Origin of the sequence: Paenibacillus phocaeensis (assembly GCF_900021165.1) — a bacterium.
Taxonomy (GTDB): domain Bacteria; phylum Bacillota; class Bacilli; order Paenibacillales; family Paenibacillaceae; genus Fontibacillus; species Fontibacillus phocaensis.
Genome location: NZ_FCOQ01000007.1, coordinates 25214 through 44384 on the forward strand (window position 1 = coordinate 25214; position 19171 = coordinate 44384).

Annotated in this window: 13 protein-coding genes; 1 reads left to right on the plus strand and 12 read right to left on the minus strand. The window is 55.0% G+C overall.

Going from position 1 to position 19171, the window contains the following annotated elements; translation table 11 throughout:
- Positions 1 to 11 precede the first annotated feature (11 nt).
- The 12 genes from BN3795_RS01535 to xylA form a co-directional block, all read right to left on the minus strand.
- Positions 12 to 1544, minus strand: coding sequence for a response regulator transcription factor (locus BN3795_RS01535; RefSeq protein ID WP_068782996.1), 1533 nt, complete (start codon positions 1542 to 1544; stop codon positions 12 to 14).
- Complete coding sequence (locus BN3795_RS01540) at positions 1537 to 3360, minus strand: sensor histidine kinase (RefSeq protein WP_068782997.1); 1824 nt, start codon at positions 3358 to 3360, stop codon at positions 1537 to 1539. The genes BN3795_RS01535 and BN3795_RS01540 overlap by 8 nt, the downstream gene beginning before the upstream one ends.
- 931 nt (positions 3361 to 4291) lie before the next feature.
- Positions 4292 to 5776, minus strand: a complete 1485-nt coding sequence (locus BN3795_RS01545) for an FAD-dependent oxidoreductase (protein ID WP_068782998.1) — start codon at positions 5774 to 5776, stop codon at positions 4292 to 4294.
- Positions 5773 to 6816 carry a glycoside hydrolase family 130 protein gene (locus tag BN3795_RS01550; protein WP_068783083.1) on the minus strand — a complete coding sequence of 348 codons (1044 nt, stop codon included), beginning with the start codon at positions 6814 to 6816 and terminating at the stop codon, positions 5773 to 5775. Before BN3795_RS01550 ends, BN3795_RS01545 begins: the two co-directional genes overlap by 4 nt.
- Positions 6817 to 6885: 69 nt before the next feature.
- Entirely contained in the window at positions 6886 to 8394 is a 1509-nt protein-coding gene (locus BN3795_RS01555; protein WP_068782999.1) for an extracellular solute-binding protein, read from the minus strand.
- 103 nt (positions 8395 to 8497) lie between these two features.
- Complete coding sequence (locus BN3795_RS01560; RefSeq protein ID WP_068783000.1) at positions 8498 to 9382, minus strand: carbohydrate ABC transporter permease; 885 nt, start codon at positions 9380 to 9382, stop codon at positions 8498 to 8500.
- Between the two features lie 20 nt (positions 9383 to 9402).
- Positions 9403 to 10317 carry an ABC transporter permease gene (locus BN3795_RS01565; protein WP_068783001.1) on the minus strand — a complete coding sequence of 305 codons (915 nt, stop codon included), beginning with the start codon at positions 10315 to 10317 and terminating at the stop codon, positions 9403 to 9405.
- 171 nt (positions 10318 to 10488) lie between these two features.
- Positions 10489 to 12318: a cache domain-containing sensor histidine kinase gene (locus tag BN3795_RS01570; protein WP_068783002.1), complete on the minus strand. Its 1830-nt coding sequence runs from the start codon at positions 12316 to 12318 to the stop codon at positions 10489 to 10491.
- Positions 12319 to 12345: 27 nt separating this feature from the next.
- Positions 12346 to 12972 carry an SGNH/GDSL hydrolase family protein gene (locus BN3795_RS01575; protein ID WP_068783003.1) on the minus strand — a complete coding sequence of 209 codons (627 nt, stop codon included), beginning with the start codon at positions 12970 to 12972 and terminating at the stop codon, positions 12346 to 12348.
- A gap of 5 nt (positions 12973 to 12977) precedes the next feature.
- A complete protein-coding gene (locus BN3795_RS01580) occupies positions 12978 to 14609 on the minus strand; it encodes a response regulator (RefSeq protein ID WP_068783004.1) in 1632 nt (543 codons plus the stop codon).
- 178 nt (positions 14610 to 14787) lie between these two features.
- Positions 14788 to 16284: a xylulokinase gene (gene xylB, locus BN3795_RS01585; RefSeq protein WP_068783005.1), complete on the minus strand. Its 1497-nt coding sequence runs from the start codon at positions 16282 to 16284 to the stop codon at positions 14788 to 14790.
- 102 nt (positions 16285 to 16386) lie between these two features.
- Entirely contained in the window at positions 16387 to 17703 is a 1317-nt protein-coding gene (gene xylA, locus BN3795_RS01590; protein ID WP_068783006.1) for a xylose isomerase, read from the minus strand.
- A 235-nt stretch (positions 17704 to 17938) separates the two neighbouring features.
- Here xylA and BN3795_RS01595 point away from each other — a divergent pair, with 235 nt between their 5' ends.
- Positions 17939 to 19138 (plus strand): ROK family protein, encoded by a 1200-nt coding sequence (locus tag BN3795_RS01595; protein WP_068783007.1) that lies wholly within the window; start codon positions 17939 to 17941, stop codon positions 19136 to 19138.
- Positions 19139 to 19171 lie beyond the last annotated feature (33 nt).

Genomic DNA, 19171 nt, shown 5'->3' on the forward strand with positions numbered 1-19171 from the left:
CCCCTTGTTATCTAATGCAGCGCCTTAAAGTCAGTGGGCGAAATGCCCACGTATTTCCGGAACTGCTTGTAGAAATAGCCGATTTCCCAATATCCCACACTTCGCGCGATTTCATGCACTTTCAGATTGGTATTCTTCAGTTGCTGCTTCGCCTTCTCGATTCGGTATTTGTTCATGTATTCGGCAAAGGACATGCCCGTCTCTTTATGAAATAACTGACCCAGATAAACCGGGTGGATGTGATATTGTCCCCCCAGCGTTTTGAGGGACAGCTCATCGGCATAATGCGACTCGATGTAAGTTAACACTTGATGAACGACCGGGTTTTTAGCGTCCTGCAACAGGGAGCGGACCGTCTCCTCAGCCAGATCCTCCAGGATCTCGAGCAGTCCCTGAAAAGAGTCGCAGCGCTGTACACGTTCAAGCGCCTTCTTGAATAAATCCGTCTCTTCCGTATATTTAATGTGCTGCAGCTCCATTTTAAAGCGAATCACCAGCTCCAATGCGGCGTTCTGCATATCCTCGGGACGAATGCCCTCCCGCTGCTTCATCTGCTCGAAGTCACGCCGGATGCACTCGACCAAACCTTCCTGATCTTTGGCTAAAATCAGCTTGACATACTCGTCCCATGTAAGTGGATACCCGCTCTCCAGCATATCGCTGCCGAGGCGGTCGCCTTCCAGCAGCTTGTATTCGATCGTACGCCGTTCCGGATAAATCAGGTAATATTCCAGGGCGCGCTTGGCTTCCTTATAACTGAGGGAAGCCGCTTCGGGAAGCCGGCCCGCGTTGCCGACGCCGATTTGGATCGTCCGATCCATAATGGACAGCTCCAAAGACAGGTTCTCCATCAGCTCGGCAAACGTCCTCTTCTCCTCCGCCCCTTCGGGGAGCGAACCCACAATCCCGATGTCCCCGTCAACGTCGCGGAATAAGGTGACTCCCCGCCACTCCTGAAGATAACGTTCGGCGCGTTCGAATACTTCAGCAGCATTGCCTTCGGTTCGCAGCAACGCAACTGCGATATAGGGTCCCTGCAAATGCAAACCCAACAGCTCGGTCCGCTCCTCGAACTCGGCGGCGGCAATCTGTCCATTCAGCCAGCGGTAGAGCGTGTTATCCTTCAGAATCTGGATATCATAGGCGTCATACAGCCTTTCGGACTGCACGCTGTCCAGCTTCTGTACGGTATTGCGCAGCGTCGATTCCAATTCTTCCAGGTTGATCGGCTTCAGCAAGTAGTTTTCGATGCCTAACTTCATGCCTTCTTTGAGGTAATCGAACTCGTTGAATCCGCTTAAAATAATCACTTTCAGTTCCTGGTGAAGCTTCCTAGCCTCGGAGATCAGCGTTAACCCGTTCATGACCGGCATAGAGATGTCCGTGATCAGGACATCCACGGGCTTGGAGCCGAGGGCGTCCAGCGCCTGCCGTCCGTTCTCCGCATGCCCGACGATCTCCAGGCCAAACTGCGGCCAGTCCACGATATCGTATAAACCTTCGATGATAAACGGCTCGTCATCGACGATAAACACTTTATACATCCTCGCCCTCCATTCCTTCCCGGTTGGGATAGCAAACCGTGATGGTCGTCCCCACACCGGGCGCGCTGTCAATCTCAATCCCGTAAGCCGGGCCGTACAGGAGACGCAGCCGCGTATGAACGCTGCGCAGCCCGAACATTTGCCCGGTTTCTTCCTCCCGCTCCAGCTCCCGGCGGATTTCCGCCAGCCGGTCCGGTTCGATGCCTTTTCCGTTATCATTTACCACGGCCACCAGCCTATCCCCGTCTTCTCGCACCTCGATGGTGATCCGGTTGTCATTATGGTCCGTTTGAATCCCGTGAACGATGTAATTCTCCACGATCGGCTGCAGGGACAATCTGACTAGCGCTTTGCCATAAATCGCCGGATCCGCCTGGATCTCATAAGTGAAGCGGTCCCTGTAACGAATGCGGAACAGTTCCAGATACAATCGGCAGGCTTCCAGCTCGTCCTTCAGCGTGTAGTTTTTCTTTTGCTGCACCATGCTTTTGAATAGAACGGACAGGCTGTAGATCATCTCGCCCACATCTTTGGCCCCTTGGGAAATGGCCCGCATGCGGATAGCCTCCAGCGTATTGTACAGGAAATGCGGGTTGATCCGCGCCTGCAGCGCAACAAGTTCGGTTTGCTGCTGCTTGATCTCCGCTTTGTACACCCGGTCGATATACAAATTCAGCTCGTCCAGCATATCGTTGAAGCTCTTGGAGATTTGCCCCAGCTCGTCCTCCCGCACATCAGCGATCCGCGCGGCGAGGTCGCCGTTCTTGACCCTCCGGGTAAACCGGATAATCCCGTTCGTTCGTTTGGCGAAATTGCTGATGAACAACGCCGGGATCAGAATGGCGAACAAGATGCAGATCAAACTGATCGTAAGGATCGTGTTGCGCAGTCCATGGTAGGTTTTGGCCAGTTCCTCTTTGGGCACCGTACTGAGCACCGTAAACCCCGCCTGGCTTTGCGTCAGCTTGGTGGCGATCAGCCCGTCGCCGAGCACCCCGGTATCGTACATGGAGTTGATTTGTTCTGTATACGGGTATGTCCGGCCATAATAGATTCCGGAGGAATCGAATAACACGCTGCCATCTGCGGACAAGACCAGGATCGAACCCTTCAGTTCCTCCTCGTACATCGCCAGACTGCCCCAGATCTTCGCGGTATCGAAATAGACGTCCAATTGCCCAATGTTACGGAGCGACATCTTATTGTTGATCGGGATGCGAACCGAATACATCGGGATGTCGGGCAAACCTACTGTTTTGCGTACCCAGATATTCGCCGTTCCCACATTCATCCCTTCCTGCTGATACATCACGTCAGGTACGAAGGATCGGGCCTGATTGGTGGATATAATCTTAAACTGCTTATCGCTGCCAAAAGCATACAGCTGTTGCAAATCAGCGCTATATAACATCAAGCTGCGAATGTCCGGGTCGTCGTCAACCACGTTACGGAAATACAGCACGGTGTCCGTGGACGAACTATTTTCCATATAAAACCGGTCCAGGCGGTAGTTCACGTAATCTTGATAGGGATGTTCCAGAAAAAAAGACGTGTTCGAGGACAGCTCCTCATCGCGATAAATATCCCGTACCATGGTTTGCACGGAGTCGTATTTGCCGCCGATATAACTGCTCACGCTTTCAATCGCCCGCTTCTGGATATCCAGCTGTCCCTGCACTGCGGACTCGGACATAAACATGAACATTAAATACGAAAACGTAATGATCGTCACGATCGTGATCACCGAGAAAAGCAAGATGATCCGCATGAACAAATTGTTCTTGAAGTAATTCCGGTAAATGTTCCGAATGAACATGTCCTCCCTCCTCGTGCAAGGTCAATTATACCATGCCTTTCGGGCTAGATGGATTTGCAGTTCTTGCTGGATGGCGGCTGGCAAAAATCAGGAGCGGAACTCCTTCCGCACCTTGGCGCAGCAGCCTGGGTTGACCGTCTCGCGTTAGCGGCGACTGGCTCCGGGTGACTGGGTCTGCACTAGCAGCGGCCGGCAATCGGAGCCGAGCCCTTCCCGCACCTTGGCGCAGCAGCCTGGGTTGGCGTCTCGCGTTAGCGGCAGCTGGCAGATGAGAATGTTGTAAAAAGTGCAACTTTCTTATGCTCGAATGCTCTACATGTGCCGAAATGATGCAAAAAGTGCAACTTTTTCGAGCTAAATTGCTCCAAATTGGCTAGAATGTTGCACTTTCGGCAGCATTTCAGGCTATTACGGCCGAGAATGCTCAAAAATGCTGCACAATATGCAACATTTGCGCTCGTGCCTGCTCCTTTGATCCTGAAATGTTGCATCAAGGTATAACAAGTGCAACTTTCTTATGCTCGAATGCTCTGCATGTGCCGAAATGATGCAAAAAGTGCAACTTTTTCGAGCTAAATCGCTCCAAATTGGCTAGAATGTTGCACTTTCGGCAGCATTTCAGGCTATTATGGCCGAGAATGCTCAAAAATGCTGCACAATATGCAACATTTGCGCTCGTGCCTGCTCCTTTGATCCTGAAATGTTGCATAAAGGTCAACATTCCCGAATGAAAAAAAGGGTGTCCCAAAAGTAAACTTTGGAACACCCTTTTGGAGCGTATTCGGGATCGCATCAGCCGACCAATGTGAACTCGACGACTGCGTCCCGCTCTTCTGTCAGCAGATAGGTCAACGCTTCCGGGCAGCCAAGTTTATGAATGCTGCTTGCGTCATCCCGATACAATACGGGGTTTTACAAAGACTGTAAACGTTTAGCCGATTACCTGATGGTCCAGCAGCAATCGCTCACGCAGCTTGTCATACGGCATCGCCTGCACCGCGATGTCGGCCTCGAGCGCCAGCACCGCAGCGGTCGCCGCGGATTGGGCCAGCACCATAAACACCGGCTCCATCCGAATGGAGCCGTACGCAATATGCGAGGCCGACAGGCAGACGGGGACAAGCAAGTTTGCGCATTGCTCTTCCTCCGGTACGATCGATCGGTAGCTGATCGGGTAAGGTGAATTCAGCTTGATCTGCACATCCCCCTCGTTCCGAACGTCTCCTTCCGGACCGACATGCCGCTGCACATTGTGAGAATCCATCGTGTAGGAGCCGAGACCGACGGGATCGGCGATGGGAGAACGCAGGAAAATATGATTTTCGTTCATAACCAGACCGCTCACCATCCGCCTGGCTTCCCGGACGTACAACTGCGGGGTCCAGCAACCGTTCTCCGTGAACTCGTCGAGCGGCAACCCCCACGGCTTATAAAATTCACGAATGGCTTCCGGCACGCGAGGGTGATGCTGCAGCGTCCAAATCAAGCCGCGCTGATAGCGCTCGTGAGCGGCGGCAATTGCCTCCCGATCCGCATAAGAGGCTTCCGGATAGGCATAGTTCCAGCCGATGAAGTCCGTCGAGAATCCCCTGTGATTATTGGAGTCCGTCTTCCGGTTTGGCACCATTCGCAGTTTGAAGAATACGTCCTCGCCCCGTTCGATGGCGCGGAACAGCAGCTCGTAGTCCCGTTCGTCGTAGCCTGCCGGCTGTTCCACGAAGACTCGGTTGTCCGGCGCGTCCGTCAGGCACATCCTGTAGCAGTACGCCTGAACCTTGTCGTCACCTTCGCCGTCGAGCCCCCCGGGTCCGGGATTGACGCCGGGCAGCAACCCGCTCGCCGGGTCACCCGGCACCACATACGGATCGATGCCCCGGGGCAACTGGTTCTTGACGGCAACCGCAGTCTGAATGCCGTTGTACGTTTCCCCGTACCGACTGTTCGGCTCTCTGCCTAATGCATACGAGACGTCCGCCGCTTTCATCAGGTCGCCCTCATATCCAGCATCCATGAACATTCTGCCGGCATACGTATGCCCGGACTCCGACCGGATCGATTCGATCCGATTGCCGCGCTTCACGACGGGATCCGCCGGATCGAGCCTTTCACCGTACCGAACCTCAATGCCGTATTCCGCCACCCAATCCTCGAAGACGGACAGCGCCGTCTTCGGCTCAAACATCCAGACCGCTTCGTCCGAACCATACTTCCGGCCGACGCGCTTGTAGAACTCCAGTGACAGGCCGCCGATCACCGACTTGTCGCCGAAGTCCGTATCCCCCAGCCCGCCGCTGCTTAAGCCTCCCAACCTGCGGGACGGCTCCAGGACAATCGGGTTCATTCCCATGCGGCGAGCTTGAACTGCGGCGGCCAGGCCTGCCGCAGTGCCGCCGTATATCACCAGGTCATAAATCATCGCTCTATCGGCCTCCTTTCGCTCCCGGCTTCGGCTTGCTTGCTGCCTTCCAGACAAAGCCGGACCAAATCGTCTACATGTGCGGTAGCCAAGCATTCCACGGTGTCGGCCGCGCCATAATAAATCTTGACTTCGCCATTGTCTTCCAAGATCATGCCGCCCGGGAAAATCACATCATTGCGAAAGCCGCCCGCCGTCTCGTAAGGCGCTTCGGGCGCCAGCAGCGGCCCGTCGTACCTCCCGACAACCCGGCTCGGATCGTCCGCGTCGAGCAGCATGAGGCCGGCGCTGTACCGCTTGGTCCAGGCTGCCTCCCAGCCGTTCTTGCCCCGCTGCGGATCGATGTCGACCGCATGGAACGTCGTCAGCCAGCCATGTTGCGTGCGGATGGGCGGGGCTCCCGGCCCGATCTTGTCATTGGCGAAGCCGACATCCTCAACGCCAAGTACCAGGGAAGATTGTCCCCAGTAGATCAAGTCCGGGGACGACGACAGCCAGATGTCGAACCGGTCGCGCCCGCCACGCGAGTAGACGGGCATCGGCCGCTCCAATCGGACGTAGCGGCCGTTCACCTTTTCGGGGAACAGCACCATGTTGCGATTGTCAGGCACACTCAAAGAAAGTACGTCAAACGTCTCGAAGTCTTCCGTCGACGCGATGCCTCCGCGCAAGCCGTGGCGGGTATCCACGGCAAAGCAAACGTAAACCTTGCCGTCGATGACAGTCAACCTGGGGTCGTACACGCGAACGGTTTCTTCGTCATGCCATTGCCAGCAAGGCTTCGGCTGTACGTCCCAATGAATGCCGTCTCGGCTGAACGCCAGGCCCAGATTGGTCGTATGACCGGGTGCAACCTGCTCGATCGAAGCATCGCCGTAATCGTTGCGGAACACCATCACATAGCGGCCTTCATATTTGGCCACTCCGGCATTGAACACCATGGCGGGACCATAGGGTACCTGATGGGGCGCTAGCACCGGATTACCGGCATAGCGCCGGACGACCGGCGCCGAACGCAGCGGGTCCATTGAAGATTCCATAAACATCGGTCAGCTCCCTCTCTCTTGAAAGGCGAGGCCTCGCCGTCAAGGCGAAGCCCCGGATCTTTCTTATTGTTGACTAGCGTACCAGTCGTTCACTTCCTTCTGTACATCCTGACCGCCTGCGTCCCTCCATGCCTTCTGCAGATCGGCGATCGCATTGTCGGACACACCGTCCACGATCATTTTAATCAGGCCGTCGTTGACGAGTGTATCCAGCTTGACGCTGTTCGCCGAGTATTTCGGCAAGTACGACACGAAGGCGAGCGGGTCCATATGAATCTGATCCCGGGGAACCGAGTTAATGATCTTGTAGTTGTCGAACATCGGCTTGCTCTTCTGCAGGCGTGCCTGCCAGTATTGGACAAAGTTCGCTTCATCCATCCCGATGACGAAGCCGTTGGATTGCGCGCGATCCTCGAAGAACGCGGGATCGATCGGCATGTAATTGCCGTTCTCCATCGTATACGTCTCGCCCTCTTTGCCAATAAACATTTCCTTGAACGTATTCGGATCCAGCATGGCATTGACCAGCTTAATCGCATCCTCCGGGTGTTTGGCCGACTTGGGGACGAACGTAATCTTATTAAAGCCGCCGATCTCGGTAAATCCGCTTTGTCCGTTAGGCCCCTTTAGAGGAGGAATGAATTGGTAGGTTGCGCCCGGCACGTTCTTTTGAAGCGCTTCGTCAAAACTGGGAATCGACGACCAGATAGTCAGATAGATGCCAGCCCGGCCGCTGGTGAACTTCTCCGCGGCAGTAGCCGATTTGTTTGTGGCGAATTCCTTGTCTATCAATCCTTGATCGTATAGATCCCGGATGAAAGTTATATAGTCCTTGAGCCCAGGGTGATCGACAACGTTCACCAGCTTCCCGTCCACATCGGTCCATGATCCGAAGATCCCATAAGCGCCCGTCAGGTTGTCCAGCATTCCGATGGCATCAATCGTCATCGGAATGTTGTTCGCGCCGTTTCCGCCCGGATCCTGGTCCTTAAACGCTTTCAAAACATCGACGAATTCGTCCAGCGTCGTCGGCATCTGCTTGCCGACCTTCTCAAGCCAGTCGGTGCGGATCAATAAGCCAGCGCGAACGTAGGAGACGTTCAGCGTCGGAATTCCGTAAATTTTCCCGTCGACCGTTACGCCCGCGAAGCTCTTCGGTGAGATTGCCTTCTTGATGTTTGGCCCGTATTGGTCGATAAGCGGCGTCAAGTCCGTCAGTGCGCCATTCTGGGCGAAGTTGAAGTATACCTGCTTGTTCATGGCATCCACCAGATCATAATCCGAGTTGGAAGCCATGATTAGGTTCAGCTTGTCGTCCGGATTCTCCTGGGGCAGCATATCGTTCTGCAGCTTGTAGCCGGTCGCCTCCTCCAGGAATTGATTGACCGGATACGAGTTGTAATCGTCGGCCATGTAAGTACGCAGCAGTTTCAACGTCGGTTTATCCTCTGCCGCAGCGTTCCCGCCTTCGTTATTGCCTCCTCCCCCGCCTCCGCCTCCGCATCCGGCCAGGAGAACGGAGAAAACCAGCAGCAGCATGACAGCCGCAGCGAACCCTTTTTTCCTCGACATTTGAACCCCTCCATATTGTAAGTAATTATAAATAACCCTTGCCGTTCCGGGAATGAGGTCAGCCCGCCAAGAGATTATTCCGTCTTTGAGCCGTTAAGGCCGATTACCCTTTGACAGAGCCGATGAGAATCCCTTTGATGAAGTGCTTTTGCAAGAACGGATAAACAAGCAGAATTGGGATCGTTGATACGATAATTGTTGCGTTGCGAATGCCTTCGGGCGACACATTCAGCAGCAAGTCGTTGTCTTGGTTCAGCAGGTTCTCATTCGATGCTTGGAGCACGACATCCCGCATGTAAAGCTGCAGCGGCTTCAAGGCCGGATCATTCAAATATAGCATGGGATGGAACCAGTCGCCCCAGAAGGAGACGGCATAGAACAAGCTGATTGTGGCAAACACGGGCGCCGAGAGCGGGATGATGATGCGCAGTACAATGCGAAGGTTGCTGGCGCCGTCCAGTTTGGCCGACTCTTCCAGGCTCTCCGGCAGACTTTCGTAGTAATTTTTCATCAGCAACAGATTAAAGACATTGATCAGCGCCGGCAGCACAAGCGACATCAGATTGTTCATCAATCCTAAGTTTTTAATAAGCAGGTAATTAGGGACGAGTCCCCCATTGAACAACATCGTGAAGATGTATAGCAGCAGTACAAACTTGATGCCCGGCAAATGCTTCTTTGATAAAGGATAAGCGGAAACCGCCGTCAAGACGACTGCAGCCAACGTACCGACGACGGTCAGGCAGACCGAGATCAGAAACCCTCGCTGGAACATATTGTCATAGATGACGAATCCGATGTTCTTCAGGTTGAAGTCGACCGGCCAGAGCCCGACCTTCCCGGAGACAATCGCCCAGTTAGCGCTAAGCGATTTGGCCAGCACATTGACGAATGGGAAGAGGCAGAGAATGCCGATAACGCCCAAGATGACGTAGACGATCGAGACGTAGACGACTTCGGAAAAAGGCCGTTTGCGCGATGGGGCCATCTTTTTTACACCTCCTTTTGTCACCAGATGCTCTTGCCTGTAATCCGCTTAGACAGCTGATTGCCGCCGACGACCAGGATGAAGCCGATCACCGACTCGAACAACCCGACCGCGGTGGAGAAGCTGTATTCCATGGAAGTCAACCCCATTCGGTAAATGTAAGTACCGATGACGTCCCCCGTGTCGTATACAGTTGGGTTATACATCAGCAGGATTTGCTCGGTTCCCGCTTCCAGCACGCCGCCGATGCGAAGGATGAGCATAAGGACGATCGTCGTGGAGATGCCGGGCAGCGTGATGTGGAACATCTGACGCACGCGGCTGGCGCCGTCGAGCTTGGCCGCCTCGTACAGCTCGGGATCGAGGCCGGCAATGGCCGCGATGAAGATGATGGCGTTCCACCCCGTTTCCTTCCACCCTGCCGTAGCGACGAGAAGACTGCGAAAGTAATGGTTGTCCATGAAGAAGTTCACGGGCTCCCCGCCGAACCAGCCGATGATACTATTGACGATCCCGGTGGACGGTGACAGGATGTTGACGAACAGCCCCGCGATTACGACCCAGGACAGGAAATGCGGCAGATAGATAATCGTCTGAATCGACCGCTTGAACCACATTCTGCCGACTTCGTTCAGTAGCACCGCGATGATGATCGGGATCGGGAACAGGAAGACGATTTTGTACAAGCTGATGAGCAGTGTATTTGCCATAATAAGGCCAAAATCCGCAGAATGAAACAAGCGCGCAAATTGCTGAAGTCCAACCCACTCGCTGCCCCCGATCCCCTTGAAGATGTTGAAATTCTGGAAGGCGATGACTAGACCGTAGATCGGTGTGTATTTGAAAATCACCAAAAAGACGAGGCCCGGTATTAACAGCAGATACAAATCATAATTGCGACGAATTTGGGAAAGCCAATCCGCTCGGCCTTTCATCCTTCTCCTCCTCCTTTCCAATGCAGGTAACGCTTTCATTGTAGCCGAATGAAATTGCGGCGCGTGAGGTACAGCATTCTGCTGCGCTGGTCGAATCTTCAGGTATCATCTGCGGCATACAACAAAAAAAACCGTATTCCCCGAGTGAGTTCTCGGAGAGAACGGTTCAAATCACTGCACTCTATGCGGCGGCGGGGGCCCGTCCGGAAACGTCAGGCTGACCGTCGTTCCTTCGCCAGGCTTGGACGTCACGTTCAAGCAACCTGCACCTCCGCTATACAGACGCAGCCGTTCCCAGACATTGTACAATCCATAGCTGGACAATCCATAGTTGGACGTCGAGGACGGAAGCGACGAGAAACTTGCGAACAGTTCACGCACCTTATCCTCGCTCATGCCCGCGCCGTTGTCGGCGATGCGGATCACGAAGCCGCCTCCCTGCTCGAAAACTTCCAGCCGGATGCAGCCATGATGGCCTCCCTCGTTCTGTATACCATGTATAATCGCGTTCTCGATGATCGGCTGCACGATCAGCTTCGGCAGTAACCGTCCGGCTAGCGAATCAGGATACATCAGCTCGTATTCGAAACTGTGGAACCGCTGCTTCTGGATCTCGAGATATGCCTTCGCGAGGTTCATTTCCTCCTCCAGCGTGACGATATCCTTGCCCTTACTCAGGCTTAGCCGGAAATACTGCGCGAGCATTTGCAGCATCCGGCTGATGTCCTTTGCCCCTTTCGTCAGCGCCATCCAGTTGATCGTATCGAGCGCATTATAGAGGAAGTGGGGGTTGATTTGCGCCTGCAGCACCCGCATCCGCGCTTCCTTCTCCTTTTCCTTTGTCTGATAGTTGTCCTCCAGCAACTGCTGCAGCGTGCTCAGCATACGGGTCACGCTTTTCTCCAACTGAATGACCACGCCGCGGCTCCGGGGAAGTCCCTCCTCGATCACCACCGCGCCCCGCTCCTTCAACTGTTCGGTGATTTGCCGCAGTCTCGCAATCATGCTGCGGTTGACATTGGCAAATACGAGGAACGCGCCCAAGATGACCAGCAGCATCAGAGACAAACTCAGAACAATGGAAAAGCCGACGTTAAAGTCCGCATTCGTCCGGTTGATCAGGCGAACGGGCAACAGCGAGACGACTTTCCATCCGTTCTCATCCAACGTGTCGAAAATCATATAATAGGCCTCGTCGTCAATCGTCATGCGCCGAATACCCGAGGCCTGATCCCGCACCGCATTGAACATATCCAGCTGCAGCAGCCGCGTTCCGATCTGATCCTCCTGCGTTTGGGATATAATGAGGCCGTTGCCATCGACGATATACATCGTGCGATTCGACTTCGGATACTCCGCCTGCGCGAGAATAGCCGACAGGTTGGCCTCCGGTACGTCCAGTTCCAGAAGGCCGACAATTCGAGCGTAATTGCCTGGATCCCGGATGATGCGGGCGGAAGAGACAACCCGAACCGAGCTCGGCGATCCAAGGTAGGAGACCGTTCGCGTGGGAATCCAGTACACGCCGCCATTGCTCCTCATCACCTGCCCGTACCATGGCTCCTCCTTGGCTTCGTCGAGGCTAAAAAAGTTGACGTGCTCGCGCGCGTACATTTTGTCGGGATTGACGTACAGCTTGATCTTGCGAATGTCACTGCCCTGCAGACTGCGAACCAGATTGCCCAGCTTGGCCTCTTCCTGAACCTGGCTGTAATGCGTGCCTGCCAGCGGATCGCTAACCAACAAGGCGTACAGATCCGTGTTCAAGATCAGCGCGTCGGAAATCTCGTCGACTTTGGACAAGCGGTAATCTAAGTTGATCTTAACCTGCCGGATCGAGTTCAGAATCGACATCGTAACTTGCCGCTCAAAAATGTCCTCGGATCGTTGGAAGTAGTAATGCAACAGCACGCCGGCCGGCAGTAATACAATAAGCAAATAGAGGATAATTGTCCTTCTGCACTCCGCCCATAGCAGACGGAATTTGCGAACCACGCCCATCGCTGGTGCACCTCCTCTCTTCCGATATCAAAGCGCCGCCAGGAATGGGATGGCCAGTTCGGCGATCCGCCGGTGACCCGCCTCGTTTGGGTGCAGCCGATCGCTAGTCAGCACGTCCAGCGTCAGCTTATTGAAACCGCTTTGGGTGTGTAAATCCAGCACGGGCAAAGCGTACGCTTTCCCTAGCAGGATAATGGCATCGGCGTAATCCGCCAGCAAGGCATCTTGGCCGTTGCGCCGCTCGCTGTCAAAGCCATCCTTGTCCCGCTGCAGCGGGGTCCAAAGGTTCAGACGACAGAAAGGATTGCGCGCCAGCACACCTTCGACAAGCGTCTGATAGGCGCCGCAAAAGGTACGGATATCAAAGGGCGCCTGACCGACCGGGCGAAGGTCGCCGAGAGGCATACTCAGACGGTAGTCGTTCGTGCCTGCGAAGATAGTGACGCAGTCGTAGGTCCTTTCCAGGCGCTCGCCCATATAAACCGTCGCCCCTTCGTCCCTGTCGCTGCCCGCCGTCATCGGACAGCCGCTCTTGCCATAATTGCCGACTCGCTCGAATGCAAGCGCTTGCGAAACCAGCGGCTGATAGCCGTTTGCAGCAGTAATACTGTCGCCGAGCGTAGCCCAGCTTTTGCCCCGCCAACGTTCTCTCATGATCATTACCTCCGATGAATGTCCCTGTAATCACTTGGCGTCATGCCCGTGTATTTGCGAAATTGCTTCGTGAAATAGCTCGGTTCTACATAGCCGATAGCCTGACTGATGTCCGCCAGCTTCTTGTCCGTCTCCTTGAGCATTTCCTTCGCCTTCTCCATCCGAACTCTCGTGATATATTCATTGATGGTCTCCCCCGTCTCCTGCTTGAAGAGCAGACAGATATACGTCTTGGCCAGATAAACCCGCTGTGCGATATCCGAAATCGTCAAGTTCTCCGCATAACGCTCGCCGATGATTCGGATGATCCTCCCGATGACGTCGTCACGGGCCTTCTTGAACGACTTGGTCTCCACCTGGCGGCAGATTGAAAACAAATAATGCTTTAAATGACGGCTCATCTCGTCCAGCGTCTCCAACTTAAGCAGTTGCTCCCACACTTCGGATTCTTCACCGTTCTGGAGGCCGGTGCGAAGGCCGAATTCAGATAGAAATTGCGAGGCGACGAGCAACACCTGCAAGCAAATCCGCTGACAATCCTTATAGCCGATCCCGCGGCTGAGGATCAGTTCTCGAAATATCGCCTCCAGCAACTGCTCGACCTGTTCCGCGTCGCCCGTCTTGAGCACGGATGCGATCGCCGCCAGCAACTCGTTGATGCGCCGGTAATCCACGTCTTTGCGGGCCGCCATTGCGTCATACATGACGGCCTGGTTCCGACCGAGGAATAACTTGCGTTCGATCGCTTCCGCAGCCGTCTGGTAACTATCGGTCAGTTGGCCCAAGTGCGCGGCGGTGCCGCCGATGCCGATCGTCAGGTTGATCTCCGCCAGCCGTTTTAGGAACCCGTGCAGGCTGCTCGTCAATTCCTCGACGAACGGAAGAAGGATATCTTCTTCCAACGTCTCCGGTAAAGCGATGATAAGCACGTATTCGCCGCGGCGATTTTCGAACGCATAACCCGACGTCCGCTGATCGACCAGCTCCTGGCAAATGTTCTGGATCGCAAACGAGATCAGTTGCGTGTTCTGCTCCGACATCGCTTCAAACACGGTAATGGCGTTGTCGATACGAATGATGAGCGCGCAATAAGAAGCATCGTACGACAGACGCAGCTCCAGGAAGTCGATTCGCCTCTCGATCTGGGCGCGGTCCGGATTCCCGTCTCGGATCAGCTGGATCAGGAACTTCTCTTTCAACAGCGGGATGCTCTGTTGCAGCTTGGTGCTCATCCGCTGCAGCAGGTCATTGGCTTTCTCTTCGCGCTTGGACCTGTCCATGATTTTCTCGACAACGGCCGTCAGTTCATCCAGATCGACTGGTTTCAAGATGTAATCCACTGCGTCCATCTTTATTGCCGACTTGAGGTAAGCGATGTCGTCGTAGCCGCTGATATAGACGATCTTGATTTCGGGCATGACTTCCCTCAGCTGTCTGACCATTTCAATGCCGTCCATCCCGGACATCTTGACATCCGTTAGTACGATATCAGGCCGGCAGCTTTGGGCCAGCGCCAATCCCTTGATCCCGTTCTCGGCCTCGCCGACCACTTCAATCCCGTATTCAAGCCAGTTGATGCACACTTTAAGCCCGTTACGGGTTGAATATTCATCGTCCACAATGATCAATTTGTACATGAATGGAACCCTCCCGGAAAGCATGGTCTTTTCTCCATTATAAACGGAGGGGGCTGATACAATCGTCCTCAATTATAGTCGGATATTCAGTAATTGGAATTTGCCCTAATAAAAATAAAGCGCCTGCTCCTTTAACGGAACAGGCGCTATCACATTCAGTTCGAAAGTCGGCTTAGGCTTACCCGCGGAACTCCTGCAGCCCTTCGTTCAGCGAGCGGGTTGCCGCGTAGACTTGCTGGTACAGCTGGAAGAGGCGAGCGTATTTCTCCACGTTGGCCGGGATCGGCTCATACGTTTTGGCGTAGCCGATAAAGGCGTCGGCGCATTCTTTCAGGCTGCCGAACCAGCCGCTGCCGACGGCGGCCATCATCGCCGCCCCCATCGCCGGCCCTTGCTCGTTCTTCAGCGCCACGACCGGCTTGCCGAAGATGTCGGCCTGCATCTGCAGCCAGACCGGATTCTTCGCGCCGCCGCCGATGGAGATGACGCGCTCGACCTCGATGCCGGCCGCGCGGAACAGGTCAAACGACTCCTGCAGCGAGAAGGTGATGCCTTCCATCACCGCGCGAGCGAGATGCTCCCGGCGATGCGTGCCGGACAAGCCGATGAAGCTGCCGCGGATCACGCTGTCCGCATGCGGCGTGCGTTCCCCGACCAGATACGGGGTGAACAGCAGCCCTTCCGACCCCGGCGCAATGTCGCCCACCGGCTTCAGCAACTCGTCAAAGCTCAGCTCCGGCGCCAGCGATTCCTTGAACCAACTCAAGGAATAGCCTGCGGCCAGCGTGACGCCCATGGCGTAGAAAGCCCCCGGATGGGCATGGTTAAAGAAATGCACCTTGCCCGCGAAATCCTTGCTTTTGTCTTCTTCATACGTCAAGACAACGCCGGACGTCCCGACGCTGCACAGCGCGTCGCCCTTGCGAACGATGCCCGCGCCCACGGCGCCGCAGGCGTTATCGGCGCCGCCGCCGAACACCTTCGTGCCGGCCGACAGACCGGACTCGGCGGCAAATTCCGGCAGCAGCTTGCCGGTGCTCTCGGTGCTGCCCACAAGCGGCGGGCAGAAACCGGCCGGAAGTCCAAACGCTTCGGCGATCTCCTCGCTCCAGCGGCCCTCCGGCACGTTGAGCAGCAGTGTTCCCGCCGCATCGGAGATTTCCATCTGCACTTGACCGGTCATGCGGTAACGCAGATAATCCTTCGGCAGGACGAACCGTGCAGCTTTGGCGAACAGCTCCGGCTCATGCTCCTGCACCCAAAGGATTTTCGGCAGCGTAAAGCCTTCCAGCGCCGCGTTGCGCGTAATGTCGAGCAGCTTGCCGCCCAGCTTCGCTTCAATGTCGCGACATTGCGGGGTGGTCCGGGTATCGTTCCACAAGATCGCGTTGCGCAGTACGTTGTTCTGCTCATCCAGCAGCACCAGGCCGTGCATTTGGCCCGAGAAGGACACGCCCTCTACGTCTGCAGCCGCTACGCCGCTCTCCTTCAGCAGCTGCTTCAGGCAGGCCAGCGTTCCCTTCACCCATTCCTCAGGATTTTGCTCGCTGAATCCAGGACGCTCCTGAATGAGCGGATAGGAAGCCGACGCTTCCCCGGCGATCTCCCCGTTCTGGTTCACGAGCAGCGTCTTAACCGAGCTGGTCCCCAGATCGATGCCAATCACATACTTCATTGTGATACTCTCCCTTCGCATGATCCCCTAAGGGGCCTTATACCACAAAAAGGGACGGCAGGCGTCCCCTTTTGGAATGGCGGTTCAAAAACTCGTCTCTTCTTATTTCGTACCGAAGATGTATTCGTTCAAACGGGCTTTTACCAGCTCGAGGTGGTTTGATTTGTTCACGATATGGCTATGCTCCAAAGCATAGGCTTCCAGCGTTTTGAAGTTGGCTTTGCCGGATACGATGTCGGCGCCGATGCCGGATTTGAAGCTGGCATAACGTTCGTCCAGCAGGTTCTCGATGAATTTGTCTTCGATCATCTTGCCGGCTACTTTCAAGCCTTTTGCGAACGTATCCATACCCGCGATATGAGCATAGAACAAGTCTTCCGGCTCGAAGGAGCTGCGTCTTACTTTGGCGTCGAAGTTAACGCCGCCGGAGCCCAGACCGCCGTTTTGCAGGATTTCATACATCGCCAGCGTTACGGCATACAAGTCTGTTGGGAATTCGTCGGTATCCCAGCCGAGCAGCATGTCGCCTTGGTTGGCGTCGATCGAACCAAGCATGTTGTTGATGCGGGCTACGCGCAGCTCATGTTCAAACGTATGGCCAGCCAGCGTCGCATGGTTCGCTTCCAGGTTAAGCTTGAAGTGGTCTTGCAAACCGTATCTTTGCAGGAACGCAATGGTTGTCGCTGCATCGAAATCATATTGGTGTTTGGTTGGTTCTTTCGGTTTCGGCTCGATCAGGAATTGGCCTTTGAAGCCGATTTCCTTCGCATAGTCGATGGCCATTTGGAAGAATCTCGCCAGGTTGTCGAGCTCCAGCGCCATATCGGTATTCAACAGAGACTCGTAACCTTCGCGGCCGCCCCAGAACACATAGTTTTCAGCGCCCAGCTCAAGCGCCGTTTCCAGACCTTTCTTCACTTGGGCTGCAGCATAGGCAAATACATCGGCATTGGAAGTAGTTGCTGCGCCATGCACGTAACGCGGATTGGAGAACATATTCGCCGTGTTCCAGAGCAGCTTAACGCCGGTTTGCTTCATGCCTTCTTTGATTTTAGCCACAATCACGTCAAGATTCTCGTTCGATTCTTTCAGCGTAGCGCCTTCCGGAGCAACGTCAACGTCATGGAAGCAGAAATACGGAGCGCCGAGCTTCTCCAGGAATTCGAAATTCACCTCAACGCGAGCTTTGGCCAGATCCAGACCGCTTACCGTTTCCCAAGGGCGAATCATGTTGCCTTGACCAAACGGATCGCTGCCGTTCATCGTCAGCGTGTGCCAGTAAGCAACCGCAAAACGCAGGTGTTCTTTCATTGGTTTGCCAAGGACGACTTCATTCTCGTTATAATGTTTAAATGCCAGCGGATTGTTGGAGCCTGCACCTTCATACTGAATTTTGCTAATGTTCTTGAAATAACTCACCACTAATTCCTCCCAGCCAGAGATTAAATTTAAGTAAGCCTTTACATCCTGTCGATTATGAGTAGCATGCCCCCTGAATCAGGGCAGCATGCTTACACCTAGATCGTATCACGTTCAACTTAGTTTGTCTAGCGAACTAACAAAGTTATTGATTTCACCCGGGACATTTATGTTATGATGCGTATAGACCTAAATTCGCCATGCCGGAAGGCATGGGCATACCGAGGGAGTTTATATGAAAATCACAGGCGACCAGCAGCTCATCAAAAAAATGAATAAAACCATCGTCCTGGATACGATCCGTCAGCGTCAGCCCTTATCCCGCGCGGATATCTCCGCTGCCATTGGCTTGAACAAGGCAACCGTATCGTCCCTCGTCTCCGAGCTGATCGACAGTCATTTGGTTACCGAGATCGGCCCCGGTGAATCCAGCGGCGGACGTAAGCCAACCCTGCTCCTCTTCAATCGCAGCGCCGGATATGCCGTCGGCATCGATATACGCGTCAAAGATTTACTGGCTGTGCTCGTCGACCTGGAGGGGCATGTGCTTCAGGAAAAATTAGTCCCGCTCACCGACTTCACCCCGGACCACGTGCTAGAACAGATCCGTAAGACGATCCGCCAGTTTCGCAAAAAAGTGCCCGAATCCCCGTACGGAATCGTCGGGATCGGGATTGGCGTCCCCGGGCTCGTCGACGACCAGAGCCGGGTGATCTCCGCTCCGAACCTGGACTGGAACCAGGTCGATCTGTATGAATCGCTGGCCTCCGAGTTCGGGGCCAATCTTCATATTGATAACGAGGCCAATGCCGGTGCGATTGGCGAGAAGCTATACGGCGCCGGCCGCGAAGCCCGGAATCTGATCTACCTCAGTATCGGGATCGGGATCGGCTCCGGCATCATCGTCGGCGGCGAGTTGTACCGCGGCACGTCGAATTTCTCCGGCGAGGTCGGACATATGACCGTTGCCGAGAATGGCCCGCTCTGCCGCTGCGGCAACCGCGGCTGCTGGGAGACGCTCGCCTCGGAGAAGGCGCTGCTTGACCGGGCCGCCAAGCTGTGGGGCAACTCGGCTCCGGATCTGGAAGAGCTTATCCGCATGGCCCGCGGCGGCGAACCTCGAGCGACTGAGCTCCTGAACGAGATCGGCGCTCAGCTTGGTGTGGGGTTGGCCAACCTGGTCAACATCCTGAATCCGGAGCTGATCGTGATCGGCAACCGGCTGTCGCTTGCCGGCGACCTGCTTCAGGAGGCAATGCTGCGTACGATCGAGAACCGCAGTTTATCCTATCACCGGAAGAAAAGCGGGGTCGCCTTCGCGAATCTGGGGATCCGGTCTACAGCACTGGGCGCAGCCTCAATGCCAATCACTGCGTTCCTCAGCGAACCCGACCCGGCTCCTGTACAGGAAGGCAGCACCTCCGCCGGGCTATAATTTTACACCAATCACCCGCAGCATCGTGTATCC